The organism is Vibrio rotiferianus CAIM 577 = LMG 21460 (assembly GCF_002741985.1).
Lineage (GTDB): Bacteria > Pseudomonadota > Gammaproteobacteria > Enterobacterales > Vibrionaceae > Vibrio > Vibrio rotiferianus.
In genome coordinates, this window is the sequence record NZ_APHW01000012.1 from 1 (window position 1) to 18115 (window position 18115).

Genomic DNA, 18115 nt, shown 5'->3' on the forward strand with positions numbered 1-18115 from the left:
GGACAAGTGAATGAGAGTGGAATTAAGCCGCTCAAAGAGTTCGCTCGAAAGCTCCGTCCATACCTTCATGGGATCACTGCTTCAGCAAGCTACCCGCTGAATACCTGTACGCTTGAAGGGATAAATAACAAGATAAAGTTAATTAAGCGGATGGGATATGGCTATCGAGATACTGATTACTTCTTCTTAAAGATAAAAGCGGCTTTCCCCGGAAAGCCGCGATGAACCAAAGAAAAGGGCTCATCAATTGATGAGCCCTTTGTTTATTTTGAATCCCAGTATTACAGAGATTGTAATAGCTGGTGGTAACGACCTTTCTCAGCTAGTAGCGCTTGGTGGTTACCTTGTTCGATGATCTCGCCTTGCTCCATCAAACAGATGTTGTCCATGCTTTCTAGCTCAATCAAACGGTGGGTAATAAAGACCACGGTTTTGTTCGCAAAGTGCTCTTTGAACAGTTCCATTACCGTTTGCTCGGTGCGTTTGTCCAGACCTTCAGTCGGTTCATCAAGAAGCAGGATTGGGGCATCACGCAATAGAGCGCGCGCAATACCAATTCGACGCTTCTCACCACCAGACAGTTGACGACCGCCGTCACCTAGCCAAGCATCCAGTCCTGGTTCGTCTAACAGATTCGACAAGTCCACTTTAGTAAGAATATCAGCCAGCTGTTCATCCGTTGCTTCTGGAGCCGCAAGCAATAGGTTGTCACGCAGTGTGCCATTAAGCACATCGACACGTTGGCTGACTACTGTGATTGCAGCGCGCAGATCAGACTCACTCCAATCTTGCAGAGGCGCACCACCGATTCTCACTTGACCTTGGTTTACATCCCAGTAGCGACAAAGCAATTGAATCAGCGTCGATTTACCTGAACCAGTTTGACCAACAATCGCTGTTTTTGAGCCCAGTGGCAGTGATAGCGTGAGATCTTTCAGTACTTTTTGCTGACCATCAGGGTAGGTGAAATCTACCTTGCTGAACTCAATATCTAGCGGCTTATCTTCACGTTTAGATTGTTCTGGGAAGATAACGTCTGGTTCCGCTAAGGTGATTTCGTTCAATCGACGCGCTGATGTCAGTGTTTGACCTAGATATTGGAAAGCACCGGCGATTGGCATCAGAATTTCAAAGCTTGCCATGGTGGCAAATGCGAACAGCGCAATCCAAGGATCTGGCGCACGACCACCAACGCCATCCGCAGCAAACCACAGCATAGCAACGAGCGTTAAACCATTCGCTAGCATCAGCAGACCAGAAGCCATACCCGTTAGGTTAGCGTTGACGAACTGGTTGGATAGCAGTTGTTTTTGCTTTTCTAGAATCACGTTACGGTAACGCTCTTCTGCACCGAACAGGCTCAGTTCGCTGTAACCTTGAAGCCAGTCCAGTGTCGCCACTCGCAGCTGTGCTTTATTTTGTGTCAGATGTTCGCCGTTATGCTTACCCAGTTTGTAGAACAGTACCGGCCACACTAACAGCATTACCGTTAGAATACCGCCAAGCAATAGGGCAAGATGCCAGTCAAAGAAAGCAAGTACTGCGGTTAGCGACAAGATGCCGAATACGCCAACAATCACAGGACTGATAAGACGCAAGTACACGTGGTCCATTGCATCTACGTCTGCCACTAGGCGGTTCAGTAGATCCGCATCACGCATGGTTGAAACGCGACCAGGGATCAGCGGCGCAAGCTTCTTGAAGAAGAAGATACGTAGATCCGTCAGTAGCTTGAATGTAGCATTGTGGCTAACTACACGTTCGCCCCAGCGGCCAGCAGTACGCGCCATCGCAGCGCCACGAACACCTGCGCCAGGCAGCATGTAGTTAAAGGTCTCACGAGCAATGGTCAAACCCGCTACAGCGGCTGCAGAGATAAACCAGCCGGACAGCGTTAATAGACCGACAGAAGCGGCCAGCGTCAGAAATGCCAGTAGCATACCCAGTGACAAACCAAACCAATGTTTTTTATACAGTTTTAGATAAGGGAGTAAATCACGCATCTAAGTTCCCCTTGTCTGATTCACGTTGAGCTAGGTTGGCAGCCAACATTTCTTTAAATAAACCATCTAGCGATGCCAACGTTGCGTAATCACCGCGCTGGACAATTTGTCCTTGCTGCATCACCAAAATCTGAGACACATTTTGCAGTGGTGCCAATTGGTGAGTGATCATCAAGTTAGTGGTGGACTCTGTGTATTTACTGATGCCTTCCATAACCAGTTTTTCGCTTCGAGCATCCAAGCTGGCAGTTGGTTCATCAAGCAACCAAAAACGACCGTTTTGTAGCATCGCACGAGCAAGTGCAAGACGTTGAGCCTGACCAACAGATAAACCACCGGAGCGGTCAGAAATTTGGTAATCCAAGCCATGCATTTCAACAAACTCTGCGGCGTGAGAGTCGTTGAGTACTGAATGGACTTGTTGGTCTTGAATGTCTTGCTTACCCAAAGTGACATTGTCACGAATGCTGCCGTGCAGAAGCATTGGGTTTTGCCCAATCCAACTGATGGCTTCACGCCATGTTGCTAGATCCAACTCAGACAATTCACAGCCGTTAATTTTCAAGCTGCCCTTGTATGGCATAAAACCAAGGATGGTATTCACTAAGCTGGTTTTACCTGCGCCACTTGGGCCGACTAGTGCCGTGCTTTGGTTGGCATCTAGGGAGAAGGATAGGGGACCGACAAGTTGCTTACCTTCAGGGCTGAAGATAACAAGATCGTTCGCTTCGATATAAATCGCGGCGTTTTGTTCAACAGCTTTGTGACCATCTTTTACTTGGTCAACGTCTAGCTCTAGGAATTCAACGATACTTTCTGCTGCACCGACCGCTTGTTGCTTCGCATGGTAGAAAGTGCCAAGGTCGCGAAGTGGTTGGTAGAACTCAGGCGCAAGGATCAGAATGAACAAACCTGCGAAGAGGGTTACACCAGCACCGTAGTAACCAAAGTTAAGTTCACCGATGTAGCTGAAACCGAAGTAAACCGCAGTAATCGCAATTGAAATCGAAGTGAAGAACTCAAGCACGGCAGAAGATAGAAAGGCAATCTTCAATACATCCATCGTACGTGTACGGAAAACTTCTGATGCCCCTTTCAAAGTTTCGGTTTCTGACTTAGTGCGGTCGAACAGACGAATGGTTGTCATCGCCTGCAAACGGTCATAGAAGTGACCTGAAAGACGCTGTAGCGCTTTAAAGTTCTTACGGTTTGCATCCGCGGCCTTCATGCCGACCAATGCCATAAACATAGGAACAAGAGGCGCCGTCACAAGGAAAATGAGGCCTGCCGCCCAGTTGATTGGGAAAACCACCACTAAGATGATGAAAGGTACCAATACAGACAACGACATTTGTGGAAGGTAGCGAGAGAAGAAATCTTGCATGTCTTCTACTTGTTCCAAAATCAACGTTGCCCAACTACCGGCTGGCTTGCCTTTGATGTAAGCGGGACCAAGTTGGTGGACTTTATCGAGAATCAGTTGGCGAATGTAAACGCGGATCTGTTCGCCGCAACGGTAACCGGCAATTTCGCGCCCCCAAGTACAGGCCGCGCGACCGACAACGGTGACACCCAACCCGACGAAGTGCCAAACAAGTTCACTCTTGTCGACATGCTCGATAATTAATTGGTGAAGAATGGAGCGAGCAGGGCTGCTTGAGCCAATAAAAACACGCTTGATAGTACGCCTAGGCCTATCGCAACCATCAGCCAGCGCTTGGCCAACTTACTCTGTTGCTTAAGCCACTTATTCAAGCTGCTTTGCTTTTTCTTATCCATTGTGAAGGCTTAATGATAATTGTTTTAATGAGGCGGTAGTATACAAAAGAAAACCCAGCGGGAATACCGCTGGGCTTTAAGGATATGACACAAATGTGAAAAGTTATTTGTCAGTAAGTGCGTCTAGGAAACGTTCTGCATCCAATGCGGCCATACAACCGGTACCAGCAGAAGTAATCGCTTGGCGGTAGTTATGGTCCATTACGTCACCAGCAGCAAATACACCTTCGATGCTAGTTTGTGTGGCATTACCTTCAAGACCAGATTGAACGATGATGTAACCGTCTTTCATGTCTACTTGGCCTTCAAAGATTTGCGTATTTGGTTGGTGGCCGATCGCGATGAATGCACCCATTACTTCCAAATCCTCGGTCGCATCGCTGTTTACATCTTTAATACGAACGCCAGTTACGCCCATATCGTCGCCAAGAACTTCATCTAGGGTACGATCGGTGTGAAGAATGATATTGCCATTTTCTACTTTGTCCATCAGACGTTTCACAAGGATTTTTTCCGCGCGGAAGGTATCACGGCGGTGGATCAAGTGAACTTCTGATGCAATGTTTGATAGGTAAAGCGCTTCTTCGACAGCAGTATTACCGCCACCTACAACTGCTACTTTTTGGTTACGGTAGAAGAAACCATCACAGGTTGCACATGCCGATACACCACGACCTTTGAATGCTTCTTCAGATTCAAGACCTAGGTATTTTGCTGATGCGCCTGTAGAGATGATTAATGCGTCACAAGTGTACTCACCAGAGTCACCTTTTAGACGGAATGGACGTTGAGACAATTCCACTTCGTTGATGTGATCGAACACGATTTCTGTTTCGAATCGTTCTGCATGCTCTTTCATGCGTTCCATCAAACCTGGGCCAGTAAGACCTTCAGCATCACCAGGCCAGTTTTCTACTTCTGTCGTGGTCGTTAGCTGACCACCTTGTTGCATTCCCGTCACAAGCACAGGGTTTAGATTGGCACGCGCTGCATATACCGCGGCAGTGTAACCAGCTGGGCCAGAACCAAGAATTAATAATTTACAGTGTTTTACGTCGCTCATTATGGCTCCATAGAGGGCTGAACATTTCATCCGATTGTATGGAAAATCGTAGTGCTTTAAAAGCATAAACGGATTGAGCTGATCGAATTATTGGTTATAGGTTAGAACTTGCTGATGTTTACGGAGAACCGTTTTTCGCTAGCATAAAATGCTGTTCATAGTGGAGAGTTCTAGTTTCAAATGCTGTCTGTTATCTAATTTGAATGTTTAAGCTAACATATGGTCACATCATAGAGATGTATGTCGTTTTTTTGTTTTTGTTGAAGCTATCAACGTCAAATTCTGGTAATTACAGAATATTTGCGTATCCTAGAATGTAAATTAAATGTTAATCAAACAAGCCAGATGTGCCTCATTAAAGGAGCCAATGATGTTACATTCACGTGAGAACACCCTACATTTAACTCAGCTCAGCATGGCAGCGATTGAGCAGCTTTCTCCTTCCTTCGAAGGTTTACCTCGTACTGAACACGCTGACGGCCAATATCGTCTTCGCCGTTACTCGGTGGTGGGGTTCGAAAACGGTCAGGTAGTCGATTTAAACAAAAACAGCTTTGTACAATCTTCTGATATCAACCGTTTCCAAGGTGATGTCATTCGTCAGTTTGAGCCGATTGAAAAAGGAATTCTTTCCAGTGAAGGTTTCCGAGAAATGTGTGAGCTGTTTGTTAACGCAAACCACTTACCAAACGGCCAGGAAATCGAAATCCACCAAATTCGAATCACTGCAATCTACGATGAAACTCAAGTTGCACCGGAAGGGGTTCACCAAGATGGTTTTGATCACATCGCATTAGTTGGTGTCGGGCGTCACAACATCATGGGTGGTGACATCATGCTTTACAGTAGCCACAACCAAGCGCCTTTCTTCCGTAAAGTGTTGGAAAATGGTGAAGTGGCAATGCTGGCAGACAGCAAACTGTGGCACAACGCGGTGCCAATTCGCTCAGTGATTAATGACCAAGAAGGTCATATGGATGTATTTGTACTGACAGCGACGGACAAACGAAATGAACTTCAATCTTAATCAGATCCGAGAACAATTCCCCGCACTGGCGCAATACCACAATGACCGCCCAGTGACGTTTTTTGATGGCCCTGGCGGATCACAAGTGCCGCAGTCTGTGTTGGATAGTATGGTTAGCTACCTTGGACGATTCAACTCCAACCTTGGGGGCCATTATTTCTCAAGTAGAGAGACGGTTGATGTTATGCAATCGGCTCGAGAAGCGGCTCAAGCTCTGCTAAACGCCCCGTCTTCCGGCAATATTGTGTTCGGTGCGAATATGACCTCGCTGACATTTCAGCTTAGTCGTGCGATTAGCCGCGATTGGCAAGAGGGCGATGAGATCATCGTTTCAGCTCTAGACCATTACTCTAACGTGTCGAGCTGGCAGCAAGCGGCTGAAGACAAAGGCGTGGTGGTTCATCAAGTCAGAATTAACGAAGAAGATTGCACGCTAGATCTTGCGCATCTTCAGAGCTTGTTGAATGAGAAAACGCGTTTAGTGGCGGTGACTTACGCATCGAACACCACCGGCTCGATTGTTGATATGCACCAAGTAGTCAAAATGGCACACAGTATCGGCGCTCAAGTTTATGTGGATGCTGTACATTATGCGCCACATCATTTAGTTGATGTACAAGCGCTAGGTTGTGATTTCTTGGCGTGTTCAGCGTACAAGTTTTTCGGACCACATGTGGGCATCGCTTACATCGCCGACCAATGGTTACACACCATCAAGCCCTATAAAGTAGAGCCGGCAACCAATATCGGGCCGGGGCGCTTTGAAACCGGAACACAGAGCTTTGAAGGCTTGGCAGGCGTCACTGCTGCGGTTGAATACCTAGCCCAGTTTGGTGATGAAGATGCATCACTTCGTCAGCGTTTAGAGCAAAGCTATGCGTTATACAGCCTACATGAGCAGCAATTAAGTGAACATTTCTTACAGCGCTTGGGTGCGCTTGATGGGGTGAATCTGTTTGGTATTAACAATGAAAGTAGCCAGCTGAGAACACCAACGTTTGCTTTGACGTTCGACAAATACTCCCCAGAGTTCATTGCTAAGACATTGGGTGAGCACAATATCTGCGTGTGGAACGGCCACTTCTATGCGCTAGGACTCGTTCGCCAACTGGGTTTAGAAGAATCGGGTGGCGTGGTGCGAATTGGTTGTATGCACTACAACACAACCGCAGAGATCGATATGTTGTTTGATGTGTTAGAAAGCATACTCGACGCGTAATCATCGACGATTCCACAAATCAAAAGCTCGAGCACTTGGCTCGAGCTTTTTTGTTTTTTATTGAGTGAAGAAGGGCTTATTCGCTCACTTCAACCTCATAAGAGGTGAACTTACGCACGTTGATCACGCCAGTATCAAAGATCAGGTATTGGCCTTTAATGCCTTGCAGCGTACCCGTAACAACTGGGTTTTTATCGAAGTTGTGCGAAGTGATTTTTGTAGGGTGCTGTTGAACTGGGTAGCTTAGAGAAGTGATGCTTTCGCTTAACACTTCAATCGCGTCATCGCCATACTGCTGTTTAATTTCAGCGATTTTGTCTTCCACTAATGGCAAAAGTTCTGCGAAGCGATCTTGCAGTTCAATTGGGTCGCCATCGCCTTTCAGCAACGTTCGCCAGTTTGTCTTATCGGCAATGTGCTTCGCTAGCTCGATTTCAATCAAGCCAGAGATATGGCGAGTTTTTACTTTGAAAATAGGCAGACCTTGCGTGGCGCCTTGGTCGATCCAACGGGTTGGAATTTGCGTGTGGCGCGTGATGCCCACTTTTAAACTCGAAGTATTCGATAGGTAAACGAAGTGGTCCACCATGCAGTTCTCTTCACCCCATTGTGGCTCACGGCAGGTGCCTTGTTCGTAGTGGCAAGTTTCTGGCTTCATGATGCACATGTCGCAGCTCGCCAATTTTTTCATACAAACAAAACAGTGGCCCTGCGAATAGCTTTTCTTAGTTTTCTTACCGCAAGAACAACAGTAAATATTGCCAGTATGAGTCAGGGTTAGTGTTTGACCGAGAAATAGGCTTAGGTCCACTTCTTCATCACCCACAGGGAGACGGTAGCTCACGGCACGATCAAGGGAAGCACGCATTTTGTTTAGCGTACCTGTAGCAATTATTGACATGACATTACTCATTATTGTGTTTTTGCACAGTATACCAGAATGGCTTGCTCACTGCTTGTAGCACATGCTTGTGAAGTGTTTCGCAAACCAGTATTTAATTAAGCTCTAATGTTTTATGGAATAAATATCACAAGTTACGATTGTTGTTGTTTCATCGCTGAGATCATTGTTCTTTAGGTGTTTTAGTGGCTTGATAAATATCTTTATTTGAAGTTCGAAAAAACATTCAGTACATTGCACTATATAATCATCAATTACTCATGGCTGAAAATATGAAGTGGATACATAAACTCATTTTTGCGTTGTCTATATGCACTATTACACTAGTCGCGCTTTATAGCCTGCTGGGCGATACTCGCAAATTGGTTGTGACTCCAGCGAAATATAAGTTCCATGCTACGAATGATTCCGCGGAGGGTGGGGCTAGTCAGTCGAGTATTAAGTGGGATGATGGTGACCTGCAGCTGAACTGCGATTTAAAGGAAAGTAGCTATGCTTGGCCTTACTGTGGGATCTCTATATACACAGACGTTAAAGAAGCAACCAAAGGTATTGATCTGTCAAACTACCACACGGTTCGTATCAAGCTTCGTTATGCAGAGTCAGGTCAGGGAACAAAGAAAATAAGGTTGTACCTGAGAAACTTTAATGAAGTCTACTCAAGCCCACAAGATGAATACACAATCAAATACAACGGTATGCAGTTTGACTCCTCAGGCCATACACAAAGCATCGAGATTCCAATTCAAAACCTTCAGGTGATGACCTGGTGGCTAGCTGATAATAAAGTACCTATTGAGCATTCTGGGCCGGAGTTTTCAAATATCACGCGAATTGATTTAGCTACAGGAGCGGGTGCTGGACTAGGCCATCACAAAATCATCATCGAGAAAATGGAGTTTGAGGGAGCATATCTAGCCCAAGAAACGCTGTTGTTCACGTTACTGTTTTCATGGATGGCATTAGGGTTAGCGTTCTCTTTAAATGAGTTGAGAAAAAGCAAGCAGGCTTTTGATAAAGCGCAAAAGCGACACCGTCATTTAGAGAAAACAAACAGCACATTACGCGCACAAAACTACGAGTTTGCAGAGTTGGCACACCGAGATGCGTTGACTGGTGCAATGAACAGACACGCAGTTCGAAACTGGATGGAACAAAAAGCCCGCCAAGTGAGATGGGGGACTGAGTCGTTCTCTATCTTGTACTTAGATTTAGACCATTTTAAAGCCGTTAACGATAAGTATGGGCACCAAATGGGCGATGATGTTTTACGAGAGTTCGTGATGGTTATTGCCAGCTCAATCCCAGAAGATCATCGTCTTGTTCGCTGGGGGGGGAGAAGAATTTGTTGTCTTTTGTCCCGGTTGCTCTGTTCATCAGGCCCAAGAAAGAGCAGAAAAGCTTAGAAAGAATGTAGAAAATCACCTTTGGATACATGGCGAAAAGTTAACTTGTAGTATTGGTGTTGCTGAGATGCAAAAGGAGCGAATGACTGAAGCGATGGCGAGGGCTGATGAAGCGCTTTATCAAGCGAAGCATAAGGGCCGTAATCGCGTTGAGGTTAACTTCGGACTAGTTTCATTGAAGGTGGTGAAGTAGACCCTAGATATAAAAAAAGGTGGTCGTACGACCACCAAAAGGGAAACTGCTGAACATGACTAGGGGGTAGTAGTTAGGTACTCACATTGATTACCGAGAACAGCAGCTGTAGTGCTAAATTTTCTAAAGAGAGCCGCGTATGAACGCGGCTCTCTTTGCTTTTACCAGAACAACCAAGCGAATAAAGTAAGAGCGGCAATACAGGCGATGTTGAGCACCATACCGATTCGCATCATCTCTTGCTGCTTGATGTGACCAGTACCAAAAACAATGGCATTTGGTGGCGTCGCTACTGGAAGCATGAAGGCACAAGAAGCAGCAACAGCGATTAGGGCTGATAGAATCACTGGCGATAAACCAAGTGCTTCTGCAATGGTGGCGAAAACGGGTACTAATAGTGCGGCGCTTGCTGTATTACTTGCAAACTCAGTCAAAAATACTACGAAAGCGACGACAGACAGAATCGTAATCAGAATACCTGCTTGCTCTAGGAAACCAGCTAGACCGTTAGCTAAGAATACGCTTGTACCCGTCGCTTTAAGCACGTTACTTAGACAGATACCGCCGCCGAATAAGATCAGTACGCCCCAATCGGTGGTTTTTTCAATGTCTTTCCACTCTACCGCGCGAGAAGCACCAAGCAAAAGAATCGCGCCAATCGCCACCAAAGTATCGAACTTCGCGAAGCCACCAAGCATTGCGTTAATTGGCTTGCTGAAAATCCAGAATGTAACTGTTAAGAGGAAAATCGCTAGGGTGATCTTCTTACCGTTTGTCCACTCAACAGGTTTGTGGTCAAGCTCGAACTCGTGACTCAAATCCGGCTTCGTCATGGTGTAAAGAATCAAAATTGCAATTGGCATCAGAATGAGTGAAATCGGCAAACCTAACTCCATCCATTCGGTAAAGCTCAGGCCAACTTCCGCAGCCGCGATGGCATTTGGTGGACTACCTACCAAAGTTGCTATACCACCAATAGAAGCACTGTATGCAATGCCTAGGAGTACAAATAGGTAGGTACTGTGGTTCTTTTTCGCATCCAATTTACTCATCACGCCTAAAACCAGCGGTAACATCATTGCGGTAGTCGCTGTGTTAGAAATCCACATTGACAGACCCGCGCTAACACCGAAAAGCATGAGTACTGCGACAGACATTTTTCCGCGCGCAATGAGCAGTACCTTATCGGCAATTGCTTGATCGAGCTTTTGCTTATGTAGAGCGGCCGCTAAAGCAAAACCACCTAAAAATAAAAAGATGATTGAGTTAGAAAAGTTGTTTAGCGCGGTTTGGGTATTAAACACGCCAAGGAACACGGCGAGTAGAGGGACAAGCAACGCTGTGATACTAACGTGGATGGCTTCGGTTAACCAAAGTATCGCGACAAATACTAAGATACTCAAACCCGTTACTACTTTAGGGTCGAAAGGAAGGGTAGTGAGTAAGACTAAAAACAACACGATATTAGCGGTTAAAATCATACTGTTTCGGGTGAAGAACCAGTTCTTCAATGTCACGGCGAGTGCGGTCATATTTGAGCTCCTTGTTCAGCGCCTTATTAATTATTATTTATGGCAAAGTAACTGACTTGTTTTTATTTATTGATTAAATGTTACTTCGCTTGAGGCGTTAAAGTTGGAGAGTTTGGGGGAACTGTTACGGAAATGTGAGGTGAGGATTTAGAAATGGGTAGTAATCTACCCATAAGACATTTTACAACTGGTCTGAAGTGTTTGGCGTTTGGGGCTCTTCTGCCAAATTGGGCGTGCTCTCTAGCTCTTGTTGCTCATCGTGAGGGACGATAGGCTCTTGTGGGCCAAGAAATTTTGGTTGAGTGTTCATCACGTAAAGATCGAGAAATGCTTTAACTCGTGCGAGTAACTCCCTCATGCGCATAGAGGACTTCTGTTTTTGAGTATCCGGCCCTGCTACCGCTAGGCACTGTGCATCAATATTGTAGGCGTTTGCGATAAAGAGGGCGCGTTCACAATGAAATCTTTGAGTTACGATGAGAAAACGCTCAGAGGCAAAGATCTTTTTAGCTCGGACGATAGAGTCTAGAGTACGAAAGCCTGCATAGTCGAGATGAATTGATTCCTCAGGTACACCTGCCTTCAGCAAATCACGCTTCATCGTCCAAGGTTCATTATAAGAGCGATGCGCGTTGTCGCCACTCAATAAAAACTGCTGCACTTTACCTTGATTGTAAAGGTCTATGGCAGCGTTGATACGATGGATATAGTAAGTATTCAGTATTCTCCCAATATACTTACTTGTGCCAAGGACGACGGCAACTTCGTGGGAAGGTACTTGTTCATAAGACGTAAAAATACGATCCTCAGATTGTGTTGCAACCCAGCGATCAATGGCAAAAATTACCGTGATGAAGCTAACTAAAATGATCGACAAAATCAAAGCTATTCGCTTCCATGAAAGCAACAACAAGCACTTTGACTTTATCTGAGACAAAAACAAACCAGAGATATCCTTGAGTAATAAGATGTTTCTCATCATATCCGATAGTCAGGAAATTAGAGAAGTCCATTTATGCCAAAATCTGGTTAGAATGGTAAAAAAAAGCATAAAAAACAAAAGCCCCCGTACTGCGGGGGCTATTTATTGTGCATACTGTCTCAAAAACTAGAAGGCTGTGCGCTTATAGCGACGGTATACAGGCTGCCAGAATGCTTGTTCAATAGCATCATTTAGCGCTTCATCTGTGATTTCTAGCGCAACACCTTGCTCAATTGCTTTCTTCGCAACAGCGAATGCTATCTTCTTCGATACCAAGTGAATTTCTTCCAATGGTGGAAGTAGTGCGCCATTACCGTTGATAGCCAATGGTGAACATGTTGCCAACGCACGGCTTGATTCCATCAGCATTTCATCGGTTACGCGCTTCGCGTTTACCGCAAGTACACCTAGCCCAATACCTGGGAAGATGTAGCTGTTGTTACATTGTGCGATAGGGTAAGTGCGGCCTTCATGAACCACCGGCTCAAATGGACTACCTGTTGCAACCAATGCTTCGCCGTTTGTCCAACGAATGATGTCGTTTGGTGTAGCTTCGACACGGCTTGTTGGGTTCGATAGTGGGAATACGATAGGGCGCGCACAGTGCTTGTGCATCTCTTTGATCACTTCCTCACTGAATAGGCCTGGAGCCCCGGAAACACCGACAAGAACGGTTGGTTTGGCATTATGCATTACATCTAGAAGCGAGAAACCAGTTCCTTCATTTTCCCACTTCTTAGTGTTGTCGAATTTCTGAACAAGACGCTGTTGGAAATCGAGAAGGTTAGGCATGCCTTCTTGCAATAGACCCCAGCGGTCAACCATGTACACTTGTGAACGTGCTTTCTCATCAGAAATCCCTTCTGACACCATTTGTGCGATGATCGCTTCTGCGATACCACAACCTGCTGAGCCAGCACCTAAGAAAGTAATACGTTGATCAGACAGCTTAGTGCCTGCCGCTTTACATGCCGCTAGCAGAGAACCTACCGTTACCGCAGCAGTGCCTTGGATGTCATCGTTGAAACAACAAATGCGATCTTTGTAGCGCTCTAGAAGCGGCATCGCGTTTTTCTGTGCAAAGTCTTCGAATTGGATCAGAGCATCTGGCCAACGACGTTGCACTGCTTGGATGAACTCTTCCACAAATGCATCGTAATCAGGGCCAGTGATACGTGGATGGCGCCAACCCATGTACATAGGGTCTGCAAGGCGTTGTGGGTTGTTCGTGCCCACATCCAATACGATTGGCAGTGTGTAAGCAGGGCTGATGCCACCACATGCGGTGTACAGAGCAAGCTTCCCGATAGGAATCCCCATGCCACCGATACCTTGGTCACCTAAGCCCAAGATACGTTCGCCATCGGTTACCACGATAACTTTAACGTTGTGGTTTGCTGCATTGTTTAGCAGGTCATCGATACAGTCGCGGTTTGGGTACGAGATAAATAGGCCACGACCACGACGGTAAATATTAGAGAAGTTCTCACACGCGGCACCAACGGTAGGCGTATAGATGATAGGCATCATCTCAGAAATGTGATTTTGAACTAGGCGGTAGAACAGTGTTTCGTTGGTGTCTTGGATGTTACGCAGGTAAATGTGCTTATCCATGTCACTTTCAAAGTTTTTGTATTGTTGGTATGCACGCTCTACCTGCTCTTGGATGGTTTCTGTTGTTTCTGGTAGAAGACCTTCCAAGTTGAATGAACTACGTTCTTCTGCAGAGAACGCACTGCCCTTGTTCAAAAGAGGGGTCGCTAAAAGAGCCGGACCCGCATATGGGATATAGAGTGGGCGCTTGTCGTTGTTCATTAGGTGCCTTAAATGTAGGGTTGAAGGATGCGTGTAAAATTCTAACGGGTTCGCCATTTAGTTGTAAACATTCGTTGATGTACATCAACGTAATGTCGCAAAAAAATCTGCTTCTAGACGAAAATATCGTCACTGAATCGAGCATAGTGAATCTTAGAGCAGGGATTTCTGACTCTGGTATACTCCCTCGCTATCTAATATCACGTTCTAATCTATTATGTCTCAATTACCTATCGATAGCTTACAAGCTGAATTTGACCGACTGGTGAATCAACATCACTTGGTGGTAGAAGCCGAAACAGGTTCAGGTAAATCCACACGCTTGCCGCTTTGGGCTGCCAATCACGGTCGAGTATTGGTGATTGAGCCACGTCGAATTGCTTGTACATCTTTAGCTGAGTTTCTAGCTGAGCAATCCGGTCAACCGTTAGGTAAGCAGATTGGTTACGCGATTAAGCTTCATGCTCACTACGATGAAAACACCAATGTTGTGTTCGTGACACCCGGAGTTGCACTGCGCTGGTTCGCGGAAAATAAACTGGCTAGCTTCGATATCGTGATGGTGGACGAATTTCATGAACGCCGCTGGGACATTGATCTCCTTACGGCGATTTTAAAGCAAGAAAAACAGCACCGTTTGATTGTCACGTCTGCAACCTTAGAGGGCGAAAAGCTGGCGAATTATCTGGATGCAAAGCGCTTACGTTCTGAAGGGCGCTGTTTTCCTGTCACCGTGACCCATCGCTCGGAGGATAGTCGTTATTTGCCGAACAAAAAAGGTTGTGAGAACGATGTCGTTCGAACAGTGAAAGAAGCGCTAGAAGGCAAAGAGGGTGATCTTCTTGTTTTCTTACCGGGTCGTAAAGAGATCACTCAATGTTCACAGATGCTGCAAAATCTCGATGATGTGCTGGTGGTAAAGTTACATGCTTCTGTCAGTGATGAAGAGCGCCACCGTGCACTGACAGTGCAAAAGCAACGCAAAGTCGTACTGGCTACTAACGTCGCGGAAACCTCTCTGACTATTCCAAATATTCGCGTGGTGATCGACAGTGGTTTGGAGCGCAGAACCGTACAACGAAATGGACGTACAGCACTGACGTTAACCAACATTTCTAAAGCCAGTGCAGCGCAGCGAATGGGGCGTGCAGGTCGTGTTGCTGAAGGGGCGTGCATTCGTTTGTTTGGTGAACATGCGCCGTTAGAATTAGTTACGCCGCCTGAATTGCATCGTGAAGAACTTGTAGAGCCAATGCTCGCAGCGGCTTGTTGTGGTTATAGACTTTCTGAACTTTCATTCCTTGATTCTGTGCCTGAAAAGTCACTCAACTCAGCACTCCAAATCCTGCAAGGGATGGAAGCGATCGACGAGCAAGGTGATATCACCGAGCATGGTAAAAGAGTTTACCCTCTACCAATTGATGCCTTATTTGCGGATTTAGTGACTCGTATCCAAACCAAATCAGAAAAAGAAGCGATGATCGACTTAGCAGCAGCGCTTTCTGTGCCGGCTCAATTGTATCAATTGCAAGGCGGGGAATCGGCCGAAGCATTAGCAATAGAAGAGCCATTTGGCTGTGATGCCTCGATGATGATTCGCTTGGTGCGCGGGGAGGAACTGCCCGGCGTTAACATTGATCTGAACGTGCTTGAAGAAGCGCAAGGTTTAGCAAAGCAGATGCGAGAAGTATTTGAATTGCCAGAGCTTGAAGTCGCATCTCGATACAAGCGTGATGAGTTAACCAAAGCTATCGCCAAGTTACATCCTGAGCTTGTATTCGTGCGCCGAGAACGACGTCGTGATGCATTGGGTAATGGTTTGATGGAAATGATGGTCAGTCGTAACAGCCGTTTTCCTGATAGAAGCGAAGCAGCATTAGTGCTAGATAGCCATAGCGTTCCCGGAAGAGGTGTAAAGCAGACACTTAACCTTGCCTCTGTGATGTTACCTATTTCACTTAAGTTGCTGCGTGAATTAGAACTTGGTGAGTGGCAACAAGGTGAAACCAACTATGAGGAAGAAGCTCCGCGCGCCACCATGCACTTGATCTATGCAGGACGAACCATTTGCACTGAATACCAAGTGCTTCAAGGTGGTGTCGCTGTTCAATCCATCGTGGAGATGATTGAAGACGAAACACTACTGCCGGGTTTCGCCCCGTTAAGAAAACAACAAATACAACATTGGAAGATTTATAACACGCTTGGGTTAAATCAAGAGCCTATCGATAAAGCCACGCTTGATGATTTGTCTTTTTCAACTTGGCTCGTGGAACAGTTAGAAACGCTTGGCGTGGAAAGCATGGAAGACATTGAACTGTTTGAAGCGGACGACATCCCATTTGAAGGCATACCAGATTGGGAATATCAGGACTTTGCAGAGCAGTTTCCGCTTAAATTGCTGTTGGCTGAATTAAAACTCGACGTAGAGTACTTTGTATCTCGTAAGTTGGTTCATGTTATTTACACAGATGGCAATCGAAAGGGAGATCCTAAACGCTGGGAGTTACCTCGTTGGTCAGGTTGGAAAGTGCAGTACAAAAAAGCCAGTCGTGTCATCGATGTGAAGTAGCCTTCAACGAGATAGCGAGATTTTTGTACTGGAACGGTATTTGCTACAGATACCGTTCTTTTTATTTATGGCTCAAGTATATGAGCTTAATAGGAATACAATTGCCGCTCTGTGGGCGGCGAGAATAGGAGAGTAATGAAATTTAAAATCCTTCCGCTTCTTTTGTTTCCAATGTTTGTGCAGAGCAAAAGCCTCACTAACATTGCAACATACGAAGACAACTATGTATTAGGTACGTACACGACAGATATTAATAGAGATGTTTTGAGAGGAAAGGCTGAGGACGTCGATCAACTTCAGCAATTTGAAGTAAAGTTCCAACTCTCCGCATCAGTGCCAGTGTATCGCTTTAACTCGGGTACTGCTGTGCTAGCTTCCTATACCCAAAAATCTTTGTGGCAGTTGGCGAACAACGATATTTCTTCACCTTTTAGAGAAACCAACTACAAGCCTCAAGTCTTTTTGGCACATCAGTCGAACATGTTGCTCTTTAACCATTTAGAGACAGGGTACATGCACGAGTCAAACGGTCAGTCGACAGCCTTATCGCGCAGTTGGGATCGCCTTTACTTATCTTTGGAACGCGTGTCCGGACCGATCGAATATGGTGTTCAAGGTTGGTGGGTATTTAAGTCTGAACATGATGATATGGAGGACTTTTATGCACCATATAAACTTTGGAGCAAATTCTATACTGGACCTGGCGTAATCGATGCTCGGGGTTTTTATAACTTCTCATCGGATAAAGGTGGGATTGAACTGGGGTATACGCACTCGATTAACGATATTTTAGGTATCTATCTACAGGGTTATCACGGGTATGGTGAAACCTTGATCGATTACAACCACTCTCAGACTCGGCTTGGGCTTGGTATTAAACTTATGAATTTATAAATATTTTTCATCTGATTTACTAATGAAGCCGCTTTTTCTTTACTCATTAAAATATTAATCAATTGAATGCTTATATATGGCGAAGCTGTACATCGATTGTTACAAATCTGGTTCTTATATTTCCTTTTGAATGTAAATTAGGGCATAAAAGACTATTGTCTTATATCCTATTGCTATATCAAAACAGTTGAACGATATTTGGTATATCTAATAAAAAGCGTGTCGAGGCCTATGATGGGACAACAAGGAAAGAGAAGCATTGAATTCGACTACACTAGCTTTCTAGGCGCATCTGGTAGCAAAAAGTGGACCTTTCTAGAAGCGTTTTCCACCATCGCTCCTATTTTTGGCATAATGTGGAAACAGAACATCGCGGAATTAACACAGCCCGAAGATCGTCTTTGGGAAGCTGCATTAAAATCGATGTCTTCACGTCAGAGTGATGAGTCCAATTTGGTTACTTTAGTGAGGTTAGCGCAAGGTGAAGGTATACATGAGCTGCGCGTGGTTATGCCTTATGCTTTGGAGGCTCAGCAAATTGAGTACATTGAGCAAAGAAGTAAACTCAAAATAGAGAGTAGTGAACCGGATGTTTTGACTGTCAAACTTTAGCCTTTCTTTTTCTTCACTTTAAACATCTAATAACAAGCGACTGATCCGACAGTCGCTTTTTTGTCTCCAAAAGCAACATTTCCCTATTTGTTATTAATGCAGAATTGATAATAAGTG

The 18115-nt window shown here is 45.4% G+C and carries 12 protein-coding genes and 2 pseudogenes; 7 read left to right on the plus strand and 7 right to left on the minus strand.

Annotated elements, in window-relative coordinates:
- Positions 1–225 (plus strand): transposase (locus B853_RS05490; RefSeq protein WP_143700778.1); only part of this gene is annotated, 225 nt, incomplete at its 5' end.
- A 56-nt stretch (positions 226–281) separates the two neighbouring features.
- Here B853_RS05490 and cydC read toward each other — a convergent pair.
- The 3 genes and pseudogenes from cydC to trxB form a co-directional block, all read right to left on the minus strand.
- Positions 282–2003 (minus strand): heme ABC transporter ATP-binding protein/permease CydC, encoded by a 1722-nt coding sequence (cydC, locus tag B853_RS05495; protein WP_038887695.1) that lies wholly within the window; start codon positions 2001–2003, stop codon positions 282–284.
- A pseudogene (cydD, locus tag B853_RS05500) lies at positions 1996–3782 on the minus strand (heme ABC transporter permease/ATP-binding protein CydD). The gene cydC and the pseudogene cydD overlap by 8 nt, the downstream one beginning before the upstream one ends.
- 103 nt (positions 3783–3885) lie before the next feature.
- The gene (gene trxB, locus B853_RS05505) at positions 3886–4845 is read right to left on the minus strand and encodes a thioredoxin-disulfide reductase (RefSeq protein WP_038887691.1); all 960 of its coding nucleotides are present in this window, start codon (positions 4843–4845) and stop codon (positions 3886–3888) included.
- A 367-nt stretch (positions 4846–5212) separates the two neighbouring features.
- Here trxB and B853_RS05510 point away from each other — a divergent pair, with 367 nt between their 5' ends.
- Entirely contained in the window at positions 5213–5872 is a 660-nt protein-coding gene (locus tag B853_RS05510) for a 2OG-Fe dioxygenase family protein (protein ID WP_010448603.1), read from the plus strand.
- Positions 5856–7091, plus strand: a complete 1236-nt coding sequence (locus B853_RS05515; protein WP_038887690.1) for a cysteine desulfurase-like protein — start codon at positions 5856–5858, stop codon at positions 7089–7091. Before B853_RS05510 ends, B853_RS05515 begins: the two co-directional genes overlap by 17 nt.
- Positions 7092–7167: 76 nt before the next feature.
- On the opposite strand, the gene B853_RS05520 is transcribed toward B853_RS05515, so the two are convergent.
- On the minus strand, positions 7168–7992 hold the full coding sequence (locus tag B853_RS05520) for a DUF2797 domain-containing protein (protein WP_038887688.1): 825 nt from the start codon (positions 7990–7992) through the stop codon (positions 7168–7170).
- 272 nt (positions 7993–8264) lie between these two features.
- On the opposite strand from B853_RS05520, the pseudogene B853_RS05525 reads away from it, so the two are divergent.
- Positions 8265–9591, plus strand: a pseudogene (locus B853_RS05525) (diguanylate cyclase).
- A 161-nt stretch (positions 9592–9752) separates the two neighbouring features.
- On the opposite strand, the gene B853_RS05530 reads toward B853_RS05525, so the two are convergent.
- The 3 genes from B853_RS05530 to B853_RS05540 all read right to left on the minus strand — a co-directional run bounded on the left by B853_RS05530 (position 9753) and on the right by B853_RS05540 (position 13920).
- On the minus strand, positions 9753–11123 hold the full coding sequence (locus tag B853_RS05530) for an SLC13 family permease (RefSeq protein WP_038887684.1): 1371 nt from the start codon (positions 11121–11123) through the stop codon (positions 9753–9755).
- A gap of 181 nt (positions 11124–11304) precedes the next feature.
- A complete protein-coding gene (locus tag B853_RS05535) occupies positions 11305–12066 on the minus strand; it encodes a SanA/YdcF family protein (RefSeq protein ID WP_128826824.1) in 762 nt (253 codons plus the stop codon).
- Positions 12067–12231: 165 nt separating this feature from the next.
- Positions 12232–13920: an NAD-dependent malic enzyme gene (locus B853_RS05540; protein ID WP_038887680.1), complete on the minus strand. Its 1689-nt coding sequence runs from the start codon at positions 13918–13920 to the stop codon at positions 12232–12234.
- A 217-nt stretch (positions 13921–14137) separates the two neighbouring features.
- On the opposite strand from B853_RS05540, the gene B853_RS05545 reads away from it, so the two are divergent.
- The 3 genes from B853_RS05545 (at position 14138) to B853_RS05555 (ending at position 17998) form a co-directional block, all read left to right on the plus strand.
- Positions 14138–16492, plus strand: a complete 2355-nt coding sequence (locus B853_RS05545; protein WP_038887678.1) for a helicase-related protein — start codon at positions 14138–14140, stop codon at positions 16490–16492.
- A 135-nt stretch (positions 16493–16627) separates the two neighbouring features.
- Entirely contained in the window at positions 16628–17386 is a 759-nt protein-coding gene (locus B853_RS05550; protein ID WP_128826823.1) for a phospholipase A, read from the plus strand.
- A 234-nt stretch (positions 17387–17620) separates the two neighbouring features.
- Positions 17621–17998, plus strand: a complete 378-nt coding sequence (locus B853_RS05555; RefSeq protein WP_038886837.1) for a hypothetical protein — start codon at positions 17621–17623, stop codon at positions 17996–17998.
- Positions 17999–18115 lie beyond the last annotated feature (117 nt).